11 protein-coding genes are annotated in these 13,093 nt (G+C 51.2%); all 11 read right to left on the reverse strand.

The window, feature by feature from the left end; all coding sequences use genetic code 11:
* Window positions 1–43 precede the first annotated feature (43 nt).
* The 11 genes from CSD97_RS11395 to CSD97_RS11445 all read right to left on the reverse strand — a co-directional run bounded on the left by CSD97_RS11395 (window position 44) and on the right by CSD97_RS11445 (window position 13,085).
* Window positions 44–718 carry an outer membrane beta-barrel protein gene (locus CSD97_RS11395; RefSeq protein ID WP_005836660.1) on the reverse strand — a complete coding sequence of 225 codons (675 nt, stop codon included), beginning with the start codon at window positions 716–718 and terminating at the stop codon, window positions 44–46.
* The gene (cbiD, locus tag CSD97_RS11400) at window positions 715–2,610 is read right to left on the reverse strand and encodes a cobalt-precorrin-5B (C(1))-methyltransferase CbiD (protein ID WP_098032409.1); all 1,896 of its coding nucleotides are present in this window, start codon (window positions 2,608–2,610) and stop codon (window positions 715–717) included. The genes CSD97_RS11395 and cbiD overlap by 4 nt, the downstream gene beginning before the upstream one ends.
* Before the next feature lie 32 nt (window positions 2,611–2,642).
* Window positions 2,643–4,496, reverse strand: coding sequence for a precorrin-4 C(11)-methyltransferase (gene cobM / locus CSD97_RS11405; protein WP_009038551.1), 1,854 nt, complete (start codon window positions 4,494–4,496; stop codon window positions 2,643–2,645).
* A gap of 11 nt (window positions 4,497–4,507) precedes the next feature.
* Window positions 4,508–5,773, reverse strand: a complete 1,266-nt coding sequence (gene cbiE / locus CSD97_RS11410) for a precorrin-6y C5,15-methyltransferase (decarboxylating) subunit CbiE (protein ID WP_098032410.1) — start codon at window positions 5,771–5,773, stop codon at window positions 4,508–4,510.
* Window positions 5,774–5,872: 99 nt separating this feature from the next.
* On the reverse strand, window positions 5,873–7,282 hold the full coding sequence (cobJ, locus tag CSD97_RS11415) for a precorrin-3B C(17)-methyltransferase (protein WP_057281299.1): 1,410 nt from the start codon (window positions 7,280–7,282) through the stop codon (window positions 5,873–5,875).
* Window positions 7,283–7,381: 99 nt separating this feature from the next.
* Window positions 7,382–8,281 carry a helix-turn-helix domain-containing protein gene (locus CSD97_RS11420; protein ID WP_005829381.1) on the reverse strand — a complete coding sequence of 300 codons (900 nt, stop codon included), beginning with the start codon at window positions 8,279–8,281 and terminating at the stop codon, window positions 7,382–7,384.
* Window positions 8,282–8,490: 209 nt separating this feature from the next.
* Window positions 8,491–9,315 (reverse strand): sirohydrochlorin cobaltochelatase, encoded by an 825-nt coding sequence (locus tag CSD97_RS11425; RefSeq protein WP_098032411.1) that lies wholly within the window; start codon window positions 9,313–9,315, stop codon window positions 8,491–8,493.
* Window positions 9,316–9,349: 34 nt separating this feature from the next.
* A complete protein-coding gene (locus CSD97_RS11430; RefSeq protein WP_173675111.1) occupies window positions 9,350–11,419 on the reverse strand; it encodes a TonB-dependent receptor in 2,070 nt (689 codons plus the stop codon).
* 115 nt (window positions 11,420–11,534) lie between these two features.
* Window positions 11,535–11,867: a DUF2149 domain-containing protein gene (locus CSD97_RS11435; RefSeq protein ID WP_005836672.1), complete on the reverse strand. Its 333-nt coding sequence runs from the start codon at window positions 11,865–11,867 to the stop codon at window positions 11,535–11,537.
* A gap of 21 nt (window positions 11,868–11,888) precedes the next feature.
* Window positions 11,889–12,494, reverse strand: a complete 606-nt coding sequence (locus CSD97_RS11440) for a MotA/TolQ/ExbB proton channel family protein (protein ID WP_098032413.1) — start codon at window positions 12,492–12,494, stop codon at window positions 11,889–11,891.
* A gap of 33 nt (window positions 12,495–12,527) precedes the next feature.
* Window positions 12,528–13,085 carry a hypothetical protein gene (locus CSD97_RS11445; RefSeq protein WP_098032414.1) on the reverse strand — a complete coding sequence of 186 codons (558 nt, stop codon included), beginning with the start codon at window positions 13,083–13,085 and terminating at the stop codon, window positions 12,528–12,530.
* Window positions 13,086–13,093: the final 8 nt, after the last annotated feature.

Genomic DNA, 13,093 nt, shown 5'->3' on the forward strand with positions numbered 1-13,093 from the left:
ATCTGTTTGTATACTAAACAACTCTGTATGGCAAAATGTTCCCTTACCAGAACCGGTACCCCAGCGTAAAGAATGCGGCGAAGTTCTTGGGAAAATATCCTCCTTCTTCCGAATGACCTATCATCTGGTTTATCTGCTCATTGACTTTTACCAGTCCCACTTGTGTCTCTGCACCGATGATGAATCTTCTGTATTCAAAAGTAAGTCCCAGGGCAATACCTGCATCGAAACGGTTGTTACCCATTTTCCCGTCTACCATACTGCCGAAAGTGTCTATCTTGAACTGGTATCCTCCCTGCATACTGCTGCTGCTATAATCGTAGGTCTCGCCGGAGGTCTTGCCTGCCACGCCTATGGCCGCATAAGGGCCGACGCTCAGCGAGGCATGATAATCCCTGCCCAGATGGAGGCGGGCCGCTATCATGAGGGGGATTTGCAGATACAGTTCATGCATTTTGGCCTTGCCGATGTGGCTTATCTCGTCTTTACCGCCGATGGACACAAACTCCAATGCGGATTGCAGCACCCAGGTCTTGTTGAGGACATATTCTGTACCGACACCAGCTTTGTAAGCTATTTGGGTGTCACTACTGGAGTGTTTTCCATGAAAATGGGAGGTACCGATTCCTGCTTTTGCATGAAAGGACAGCGGGCTTTGTGCCAGACCGGTCAGTACGGTCATTGCCATACAGACGGTAATGATTATCTTCTTCTTCATGAGTAAATTTTTCCGTTTTCGGTTATGAGTAATATTGTTAGTTCGCCATTGGGCAGTAAGGGGGCACAGTGCCGGTGACAGAGCTCAATCAGTGCCTTGCCAAACTTTTCCAGCAGCTCTTCGGGAATGATGTCCCAGAGTTCGCGCGCCAGGTTCATCTGTCCGATGGCGGCAAGTGTTTCTTCGCTGCATCCCGTCTGGCGTGCCAGGTCTTGAATGAATTCCTTATTCATGGTCACTTTCTTGCTGTGGGTATCCAGATTGCCTTCGGCCAGTTTCACGGCCTTTCCCATCATCACGCCGAGGGTGACGTGCGGTACTTGCTCTTCGGCTGCTATTTTCAAGGTTTCGCCGATAAAGTTGCCGTAATGCACGAAAGCCTGGGGGGGGAGGTCGGGATAATACGCCTTGATGAAACGTTCGCTCTTTGCGCCGGAGCTGATGACGATACGAGGGTTCCGGGTTGCCTTTGCCACTTCCATGGACTTCCGGATGGAATTGATGAAGGCTTCCGAGGAGAATGGCTTCACGATGCCGGAGGTCCCGATAATGGAAATGCCTCCTTCGATACCGAGGCGGGGATTGAAGGTGCGTTTGGCTATTTCTTCTCCACCGGGGATGGAGATGGTAATGAGAATAGGATTGGGCTGTTTGGCAATATGGAGGCGTTCAAGCCATAGCTTGACGTTCTTCTTTATCATTTCGCGTGGGGTGTCGTTGATGGCAGAGCTACCGAGCTCAAGTCCCAGACCGGGCATGGTGACGACACCTACGCCTTCGCCGCCGCAGACGATGATGTTGTAGTCGTCCTGGGGAGTGTCTTCCGGCAGCGGGTCGTCTATGCGGAAAGGTATGGCTATATTGGCCACAACTTTCATTCCGTTGGTGATGTCCGGGTCGTCGCCGGCATCCTTGATGACGGTAGCGCTTGTCTCGAACATGCCGTCACCGTTTTCCAGAAGGTCGGAGTGGGGAATATGGTGCTGAGGCTCTACGGGAACCTGGATGGTTTCTCCGTTGGGAAGAACTACCGGAAATTCCGTAGGACGCTTTTTGAAGTAGATATTGAATACATCCCAGGTGGCGGCTACGGCGGCAGCGGCGGCACATGTTCCGGTGGTCAGTCCGCTGCGCAGGGGGAAGAAGTCGGGTAAATGTTTCTCGATTATGCGGCGCAGGCCATGCTCGCCGTTTACACAGATAAACTTGTCGGATGTCTTGGGGCGGCAGATGGCAAAGATGCGTATACCCAGTTGCCGGGCAGCTTCCACCTTTTCGCAGAATCCGCCCGATATCCCGCTTTCTTTGAGGAGGATGGCTTCGGGATGAAGCTGTTTCATCAGGACTTGCTCGTCTTCTCCGGGCGTGTAGTAGTAGAGGTTCTTCTCGGAGAAACCTTGTTCCCGGGCGAGCTTGCGCGAGCTGTCACGGTCGAGGATGCGGAAGTAACAGCAGGCATTCTGCCACAAAGGCTTCAGCTTACCTATGGTCTGTACGCCGGTCAGTGCAAGTAAGATGAAAATCTTTTCTTTCTGTATCTTCTCGATGGCATCGTCATAATCCCTGCACCAGGTGATGTGTTCTTCATCGCGTTTCGGGAAGATACGCTCGAAACGGATGACGGGGATATTCGATTCCACGGAGACTTGTTCCAGAGTCTCATGCAGCTGTGTGGCAAAGGGGTGCGCGGCGTCTATCAGCAGCTTTATGTGATGCTGTGCACAGAATGTTTCTATTTCTATTGCATCCATCGCGCCTTGCAGGCGGATGCCATTATGCAGAAGTACGTCCTGCTCATCCCCTTTGGTAGAATAGTAGAAAGTTTTTCCGGCTTCTTCAAGGGTTTGGATGGCTATGCGTCCTTCGGTGGTTCCGCCAAATATTAATATCATGTTTGAATGTTTATGGGTGATTAATCGTTGATTTATTTCCGGTACAGATGCTTGAACTCGTGTGCATAGAGCCGTGACAGACCTTCACGGTTGCCGATGGCTTCGCCTACGACAATCATGGTTGTCAAGGTGAGGTTATTTTCCTTCACTATTCTGGCAAGGTCTTTGAGTTCCCCCCTGAATATTTGTTCGTCTTTCCATGTCAAGTGGTAGCAGACAGCTACGGGGGTAGTTTCCGGATATTCCTGCAACAGTTCTTCCTGCACCTGCTTCGCAATGCTTGCACTGAGGAAGATGCACATGGTACTTTGTGAGCGTGCCATGAGATGTAGCTTTTCGCGTTCGGGCATGGGCGTACGTCCTTCGCCGCGTGTTAGGATGATGCTTTGCACTTTTTCCGGAATGGTGAACTGCGACTTCAAGGCAGCTGCTGCCGCCTGGAAGGAGGATATGCCGGGGGTGATGTGGTAGCTCATACCGTGCTGGTCAAAGTAGTTCATCTGTTCCTGAATGGCACCATAGATACATGGGTCACCCGTATGCAGGCGTACGATGAATTTTCCCTTGTCATAGAACTTCTTCATCACTTCAAATTGTTCCTCCAAATCCATGGAAGCGGAGCTGAGTACGGTAGCTCCGGCCTTGGCACAGAGAGTCAGCTCCCTGGGAACGAGACTGCCGGCATACAGAATGAGGTCGGCGCGTTCCAGCATTTGGCGTCCGCGTACGGAAACCAGGTCCGGGTCGCCCGGGCCGGCACCCACTATTTCGATGTGGCCCTGGCGCACAGTTCTTATGTCGAGGGCGGCGGCCACGGTATAGTTCTCTCCTTTCTTTTTGGGCACTAGCAGCCGGGAGTTGTTTGCACTCAGCAAGGCGGCGGCTTCGCTGACGCTGGGGGTGCCCATGTGCTTCATGACGGTTTTGCTGGGATGGGGCACCTCTATCTCTGCCAGTTCCTCGGCTGTATAGAAGTAGACTGGGAACTTCTTTTGGAGCGCTTTCACTACCGGTTCGTCACTTTTGGCTTTAATCGTGGAGATGGAGGCGATGCTTTGGGGCATGATGCCGTATTCCTTCAGCGTGTTCATAATCTCTTTCTCCACTTTCCGCACGGGACCTGCCAGCCGGGCAAGGCCGATGCCGAGGTGTACGACACAGGGCACGTAGCATATCATAGGCATTTCCGGGAAGTTGGGGACTTGGGGAGATACGCACAGAATCAGTTTGAAGCGTGAAGGTTTAATGTCCTGCACCCGGTAGAATACTTCTACATGAGGCGGCAGGTGCGCCTCCATCCAGTCCGTGCCTTCATTGCGCACCGTGAGCAGCAGGGCGGTGGGCTTGCCGGAAACGAAGAGGCTGATATGCTCGTTCATGCATACTCTTTTTTTCTCTTCGGGCGTCTTGGCAAGTTCTGCCAACAGGAGGGTGGAGGGCTCGGCGTTGATGACCGGAAACCACCCGAAACGTTGGGGCAGGGTATCGAGTCCCCATAGACCGGTGCAGTCGCTTTGCGTGGTGACTACCGGTTCGGCCCCGAGGATATTCGCTACCTGGTGGGTCAGTTCGTTGGCTCCTCCGATGTGTCCGGAAAGTACGGAGATGGCAAATTTACCGGTACTGTCCACGCAAACCACGGCAGGGTCGGTATATTTGTTCTTCACGCAAGGAGCGATGGTGCGGACACAGATTCCCATGGCGCCAATGAAGACAAAGGCATCATAGCGGTTGAAGTTTTCCGCTGTGAATTTGCCGGCGGATTCTATATGTGTGCATCCCTCTTCGTGCCTGAGGGTGAAGATTTCGGAGTCGGGAAGTTCGTTGAGCAGTGATTGGGCTATGCTCAAACCGGCTTCGGAGATTAGAATAATAGCTGTTTTCATAATGGGTATGTTTAAGAAAGCGTGGCTTTCATAATTTCAATGGGGTTATATTCGTTCAAGGCGATATGGGTGGAAGGGTGGAGCACCATTCCGTTCCGCTCGATTCCTCGGCAGAACGCCTCCTTGCTTTCTGCCGATACGGAGTTGAAGACGATGCAGCCTTCGGGGTGCAGCACTTGTTTCACTTTCTCTATCATTTCCTCCAGATGTCCGCCGTGTCCACCGATGAAGACGGCATCGGGGCGGGCAAAGGGAGTGAGGTCGGTGTGCAGGAAATCTCCGGTTACCGCCGTAATGCCCGGTGCGCCGAAGCGGCGGGAGTTGGTGTCCATCAGCTCTTTTCCTTCGGGGCGTATCTCGAAGGAGATGACGGCGAGATGAGGAAATTGCAGGCGGGCTTCGATGGAGACGGAACCGGTACAGAAACCGATGTCCCAGAAGACGCGGCGGCGGTTCAGTTTCAATGCCTGCAGGGTGAGCAGGCGGATGGGAGCCTTGGTTATCATGCGGGCGCGTCCGTCAAGATGTGCAAACTCTTCATCGGGGATGCCGAAGGGACGGACTGGAAAGTCTGGGGCTTCGCTACCGTGCAGGGAGTTTGTGCGGCATTGTCCGAGATGGCTGTCCAGCAGCAGGCAGTTGGGATGTTCGAAGTCACCGGAAACCGCTTCCTGGGGTGTCATCCGGCGTATGCGTTCCTTTTCGGGATTGCCGAGATGCTCGCCGATGTATAGTGTGTAGTGGGAGTACCCGTATTCCAGCATGCGGGCGGCAATGGTGGCCGGGGTATGTTCGCGGTCGGTGAGGATGCCTATTTTGGGGGCACGCTCTATGAGGGCACGGTCGAACTCCTGCCAGGGGCGTCCTGTCAGGGAGACGGTGCGCATGTCGTCATACGGCATGACGAGGCGGTGTGCCAATGTCTGCAAGGAATTGAAAGCGGGATAGAGCAGAATGTCTGCCCCGGGAAGCTTGCGCTTTATGGTATTGGCAAAACCGAAGAACAACGGGTCGCCGGAAGCGAATACAATGATGGAGTCGTCCGTCGCCGTCTCTTCGAAGCGGGCAAATATTTCTTCATAACGGGAAAAGACGCGGTCCAGCGGTACGGTGATGGAAATCCATTCGGCCCCGGCAGGCAGCAGAGGACCGACAATCTCCTTATGCCGTATGCCACCGGAGAAAACCTTCCCCTTCCGTATCTGCGCCAGTGCTTCCGGTGGAAAGAAGGGGGAACGGTTGTCATCCATTCCTATGATTATAAATCTGTGTTTCATTCAACGGGTAATCTTATGAAAATATCAAGTAATGTAAAGGGGCATAACAAGTAATGTTATCGGTCGTAACAAGTAATGTTATGGAATGTCTCTTTTCACTTACACATCCCTGCCCGGGCGCAACTGCTCCGCATCGTTGTAGCACAACACGGAGTTCACCAGCGTGGCAGCCAAGTTGCTGCCTCCCTTACGTCCTTCTACGATAATCTTGGGTATTTCCGTAAAGGGTTTCACCATGTGTTTGGACTCTTGCACATGCACAAAGCCTACCGGTGCGGCAACAATGCCCGCCGGATGTGCCTTGCCCTTACGTATCAGGTCGCAGAGTTCCATAAGTGCCGTAGGTGCATTGCCGAATACAAAGAAAGCATCGGGATGCTCCTCCACAGCCAGGCGGATGCCTGCCTGGGTACGGGTGATGCCTTTCTCTGCAGCCATCGTCGCCGTGTGCGGGTCGCCGAGGTAACATTTCACCTCTATGCCCAGCCGCTGCAAAGCTCCTTTGCGGATACCGCTGGCTGCCATCGTGACGTCTGTGACAATCGTCTTGATTCCGCCTTTCTCGATGGCTTGATACAAGGAAGCCACGGCACCTTCGTCCGTATGCAGCAGATGCTCCATTTCAAAATCGGCGGTGGTATGTATGGCATGGAGTAAAGCCCATTTATGGTCGAGGGGAATATGCTTGTTCTTCAGTTCCTTTTCGATGGTACGGAAACTACGAATCATGATGTCTTGCCCGATGCCCGTGGCTTCGGTATTCGTGTCCCGGTAATAGCCGCGCGGAGTGATGAAGGCTCCGTTCCATTCGTAGGACTGTGAGTTGCCTATCAATACGACTGTAAACATATCCACCTCTTCGGGATTGAAATCTCCCAGCGTGGTGATGTGTACCGCTTGTTCCGGGCGTCCTGCCTGGCGTACATATCCCACGGGCGTTTCCGGTGAGCGTCCTTCCTGCAGAAAGAGTTCTTTCAAGCGGTAAAGCTGCCAGTAGCGTCCTTCACTTTTGGGGTTGTAGACTGCCGTCACGAAGTCGGCGGCAGCGGCTGCGATGATACGCCTTTCAATACGCTCCCAGGGAGTCATCAGGTCTGAAAGGGAGATGACACAGAAGTCATGTCCTACGGGAGCTCCCAGCAGTGAGGCTGCCTTTTGGAAAGCGCTGATGCCCGGCAGCGAAACGATTTCCACGTCGCTGTTCCTTTCCCGCTTCATCTCATAGACAAGCGGCGTCATACCATAAATGCCCGCATCCCCGGAACTGATGACGCAGACCGTCTTTCCCTGCTCTGCCAGCTCGAAAGCCTGCTCGGCACGGGCGCGCTCACGCTTCATGCCGGTATCTATACATGCTGTTGAGGGGTGGAGATAAGGGATTACAAATTGGAAATAATACTTATATCCCACCACTACATCTGATTCTTGCAAAGCGGAAATTACGGCGGGAGTTATATCCGATTCATTGCCCGGTCCGATGCCGGCAACAATTATTTTGGGGTGTTTCATATCCATATGTTCTATTGGCATACAAAGATAGAACTTATATTTGATGAAACCGAAAAAACTCTGTGTTAATCCGCGTAATCTGTGGTGAATCCTTATTGTCTAAACCTGTAAGTGCCGGTATTCGCTCGGAGTATAGCCTACGTTCTTCTTGAACACGCGGTTGAAGTGCTGCGAATACTGGTATCCCAGCTCATAGGCAATCTGGCTGACTGTCTTCCCGCTTCCTATAATCATTTCTTTGGCCAGGTCGATGATTTTGTTCTGGATATATTCCTGCGCCGTCTTTCCGGTTTCCTTCTTCACCAAATCTCCGAAATAGTTGGAGGAGAGGAACACTTTGTCTGCGAAGTATTTCACGGAAGGCAGTCCTTCGGTCTGCGGTTTGTCGCTCTGGAAATAGTCGTCTATCAGTGCTTCGAATTTCATCAGGATATCTTTGTTGGCTGCCGAGCGGGTGATGAACTGGCGTTCGTAGAAACGCATGCAGTAGTCCAGCAGCAGTTCGATGTTGCGTGCAATCAGACCCTTGCTGTGCTTGTCGATGGGGCGTTGGATTTCCATCTTAATCTTCTTCAGACAGTCGAGGAAGATTTCTTTCTCGTCTTCGGACAAATGCAGTGCCTCGGTAGAGGAATAGGAAAAGAAGGAATACTGCTTTATTCCTTGTCCCAGCGAGGTGCCTTTTATCAGGTCGGGGTGGAACAGCAGGCCGGAGGCGCTGGGCTGCATACCTTCCAGCATGTTGACCTCGGTCACCTGGCCCGGGGCGAAGCTGGTTACCGTGCCTTCCTGGTAATCGTAAAACTGTTTTCCATAGCGTATATCTCCGCATTTGGTGTTTTTGAGGAAAAGGGCGTATACGCCATAGTTCAACGTGAAATGTCTGGGGTATCCGGTGGCTTCGGACAAGTCGACTACGCTGACCAGCGGGTGCAGGGTTTCGAGACCGAACATCTTGTTGTATTGGTCTACTGCATTGAGCTTGATTACTTCTTCCATAAACGTTCCTGTTAGTTTTGTACAAATGTAGAGAATAATCCGGAAAGTTCCATATCGCAGGAGGAGGAATCCGTAATATGGTTACAAATGTCCGTAATCTGTGTACATTGAAAAGAGTTACACCCTTTGTCCGAAATGGTGTAGCCATCCGGAGCAAAGGGTGTAGCCTTGGTATGTAAAAGGTGTAGCCCTTTTACGCTTGCTGGTTATCAATCTTTTAGCATAGCTTTGATGTGTTCCATATAGAGCTGGCGGATGGCTTTGTTTTCGCCCAGTCCCTGCATGCGTACATTCACTTGATAGCCTTGCTTTTCAAGTTCCGTCTTCCACACGCCGGCAATGTCTTCCTTGGTATGGTTGCCGCATACCAACAGCAACGGAACCAATGTCACGCTCTTGGGGCGTGTCTCTTTCAGTTGCAGCAGGGTTGCGTCCAGGGTAGGATATCCTTCAATGGTGCTGACGTGGAAGTTCTTCAGTCCATGGGCTTTCATCATGAAGTCGAGCATGGCGTAAGTAGCCGTGCTGGGTAGCTGGTTGCCGTGCCCCACATAGACAATGTCTTCTTTCTTTCCCAGCTGTTCGGCGGTCAGTATACCGATTACCTTCTCGCAGTCTTCGACGGAGTAGAGCAGGGGATTTCCCACTTTTATCTCCTTGAAGAAGGGACGGAGCTTGTCTGCATCCCTGCGGACGGAGGTCATCTCACTGCCTTCTATCAAGGTGGTGCTCTGGACGTAGATGGTCCGGTAGCCTTCGGCGCGAAGTTTCAGCAGTGCATCCGTAGGGCTGTCTTTGTACACACCCTCCTTGGCAAGTCTTTTTCGTACAATCGGCGAGATGTATGCTTCGCGCACTGTAAACTGCGGAAAGGCTTCTTGTGCCTCACGGGTCACGACGTCGAGCGTCAAGGCACGTGTCTGGGGGTCCGAACTGCCATAATGGGTGATGAGCAGAGCCGCCTTCTCCTCTTGTTGTGCGGAGGAGAAGAGGCTGATGCCGAGTAAATAGAGAGTGATGAAAAAATGTTTCATAATTGTTGTTGTTTCTAAATGCGTTATGGAGAGATTATTTTAGTCTGAGTGCCAGGCTGATTACTACCGAACGTCCCGGAGAATACAAGGCGAAGTTCTTGTTCAGCGGGCGGTTGTCCTTCTTGTTGAAGATATTGTCTATGCCGATGCCCGGTTCGATGATAAAGTTGCGGAAGCCGTCGAAGGTATGGCGGGTATTGAAGTTCCAGATGCCGTAGCCCGGAGCATTGCCGTCCGCGTCACCCGGATAATAGACTTTGCTTTGCAGACGACCGTTCAAGTTGAGGTTCAAGGTATAGTCGCTCCAGCTGTGTGTATAGTTTCCGGTGATGGTGGCTGTATGGCGTATGCTGCGTTCGATGTTTTGCCATTCGCCTCCTTCGTTCAGACCGCGTCCATAGGCGTAGGTATAGTTTCCGGCCAGGGTGAAGCCCGGGAACAGATTGCCGTTCAAGTTCACTTCAAAGCCTTTGACGGTAGCTTTCTCGAAATTGAAGTAGTTCTTGACACTTAGGTTTTTCGTGGATGAAAGGTCACCGATTTCGGGGAACTCTTCACGCAACTGGTTCTGCTCTGCTTCCGGTAGGTCATCGAATTTAGTGGATTTGGAAGTTACCATGTTCTTTACATAGTTCAGATAGCCGGTGACGGAAGCACTGAAACGGTTGGTGCGGTATTCCATGTTGATGGAGTAATAGTTGCTGCGTTCGGGGTCGAGGTTCTCGTCACCCAATGAGATGGTGGCTCGTGTACCCATTGTCTTCTTGAACATGTGGTAGTAGAGCTCGTCAATTCCCGGAGCGCGGAATCCGGCAGCATAGGTGGCACGTACATTGAAGTTGCCTATGTTGTACATGGCTGCCACTTTGGGGGTGAAGCGTCCGCCCGTCTGTTCGTGATGGTCGTAGCGTACACCCACAACACCGGTCAGATGGTTCCATAGCTTCACTTCATGCTGGCCGTAGGCTGATGTCGTATAGACACTTTTGTCCAAATCGGAGTCGGGACGGCGGAGTACTTCACGGCGATAGTCTACACCGAACACCGTAGTGCTGTTGGTTGTAAAACCGAAGATACCTTTCAACTCGGCATCATGGAATTTCTGAAGCTTGGTAAGCGCATACTGTCCGGGCAGGTATCCGCTGTTTTCTATCAGGTATTTGTAGCGTGATGCGTAATTGTTTCCTGAATAGTCGAACTGGATAACGTTGCGTTTACTCAGTTTGTATTTGGCGCCTGCCCCCCAGTTGTAACCTTCGTAGGTAGTGTTGTACTTGCTTCCGCCGGTGATATCCTCGCGTTCTACCGGACGTTCGAGTCCGCGGTTGTAGTATCCACCGTTGGCATAGAAGGAAAGCTGTTCCGTAGCATCATAGGTAAACTTCTGCGAAAAGTTATTCGAGCTGTAGCCCAGGGAGAGCGGGGCAATCGTTTCGATGATGTCTTCTCCGTCTTCTGTCAGACGGCTGTTTTGCCAACCGTCGGAGTGGTCGTATTTATAGGAAGTGTAGGACCCTATTTTTCCTTGGGCGATGTCCAGATTCAAGCCTTGGGAGAATTGATTCTTTCTCGTATAGCTGCTATTGCTGCTGAAGGCTACCACATCTTTAGGCTCGTTGGTAATGATATTGATTACACCGCCGATGGCATCCGAACCATAAAGGGAAGAAGCGGCTCCGTTCAGCACCTCGATGCGCTTGACGCGGGTCATGTCTATTTGGTTGAGGTCGATGTTACCGGTAATGTCTCCCGTGACCTTGCGTCCGTTTACCAATATCAGCACGTGCTTGTTGGAGAGTCCATTCATCATCAGATAGGACCCCATCGCGTTCGGACGGAAGGAGAGCGAGGGTACCATCATGGTCAAGGCCTGCTGGAAGTCGGTGATACCGGCACGCTTTATCTCGTTGGCAGTGATAACCGATACCGGAGACGGAGTGTTCTTCAGTCGCTGATGTGTACCCGTACCCGTTACTACAACCGGGTTCAACTCGTGAGTTTTCTTGGTCATATCGTCGCTGTCACCTTTTTCTGCTTGTGCATAGGCACCGGTGGCGATGATTCCTCCCATAAGGAGAACTGTGAGAAGTCTTTTCTTTATCATATATTGTTTTATTTTATATAACGCTGCAAAGGTACATACCATTATCGGAGGGTGAAATACTTAATAGTTGTTATACTGCGATGGCCAAATAGCTATTAATAGGTACTGTATTCCCTTATTCCGGCACATAGATAATCTCTCCATTTTCAAGCTGATAGGCAACTCCCACTTTCTTTCCTCTTTTACCGGAGGTCTTTGGGTCTTCGCTGGGAGTGTATTTCTTGATTTCCTGCCCTTCTTTGGTAATGATTTCCATATTTTCCTTTCCGGGATTCTTCACCATAGTGAAGTCTTCTTTGGAAAACATCTCCGTCATATTGAAGCGGGAGACGAGAGCCACCATCAAGGCTACGGCAAAGACCATTGCTACGTCAAAAAGATTGGCTACCGTACCCATGGGGTCGGAGTCCGAATCGCTGTGCAGTAATCTGTTTCTCTTACTCTTCATTGTTTTCGTATCGTTAGTCCGTTATTCCTTTTCGGCCGTTTGGCGGCTTATCACTTTGTACAGATATTCCAAGTCGTTCATTTCGCGGGCATACCAGCGTTGTTTCACTTGCAGGGTGATGATGCCGACAGCAGCAATGACCAGTCCTACCACTGTAGTGGCAAAAGCCACCTGCATATTGTAGGCCATGGAGGAGATGTCTCCTTGTGCCAAACCTACCAGTGCGGGACCCATCGGGATGAGGGTACCCATCAGTCCCAACATAGGACCCAGCTTGATGAAAGTACGCGAACGTCCCAACTCCTTCTCGGCTTCCACTTCATAATTGGCAAGCAGGTGTTCGCAGTAGGCGTCGTCGTCCCGGTGTGCGGACAGTTTGGACAAGCTGCGGAGGAGAGGGGAGTTACCTGCCGATGGGAGTTGCTGCAGCAGTCCGTCTATATTCTCTGGGATGATGTTCTCCAGTGTTTCAGTGAATTGCTTCTGTAATTTCATCCGCTGGTAGAACTCGCCGAAGAAACCTCCCGCAAGGATAATGGCACGTAGAAAGAATAGCAGCAGCAGGACTACGACGGGAACCAGCAGCCCGTTTGAAATCCAGAACAGTGTGTTTGAGATTGTTTCCATATATCTTTTTAGTTTTTAATTCTTTAATTTATTTCAATAGCCCGTAGCAATGATGCTCAATATAACAATGAAAATATTAACAATGAACAGTACTTCCAAGCGCAGTGGTTTATCACCGATAGCATGCCGCAGCAGAAGGCTCCCAGCACAAACTGCAAAGAAAGTAACACCGGCTGCTATCCATGAGAGACTGCCGAAATCTATTTCGGGAAAAGTGAAAAGCAGCAGTGCCAGGACATAGCATATTACTCCGCCTATCAGTATGCCGGGGTATAACTTCAGGAAGAGGGTGACCGCTTGTTTGAAGGCCGTGTTGCGGGTACGCATTTTTGCGAAACAGTCGAAACAGAAAGTTATCATTATGGCGGCTTCCAGAGTGACACATACCGACAAGTTCAACATCTGTGGACGGGAGGCAAAGAAAGCTGCCACCACGGTCTTGGACTGTTCCGTCATCCATGGAGTCACCAGCCACGCAAAAAAGGCACAGCCTGCGGCAACCGTCCACATTCCCCAGCGTGGATAGAACCCCACCTTTAATAGAAAATTGAGGGCGATGAATAGGGCTAACAGATGAATGACGTATTCCATAATACTCT

It is taken from the genome of Bacteroides sp. AR29, assembly GCF_900217715.1.
GTDB lineage: Bacteria > Bacteroidota > Bacteroidia > Bacteroidales > Bacteroidaceae > Bacteroides > Bacteroides uniformis.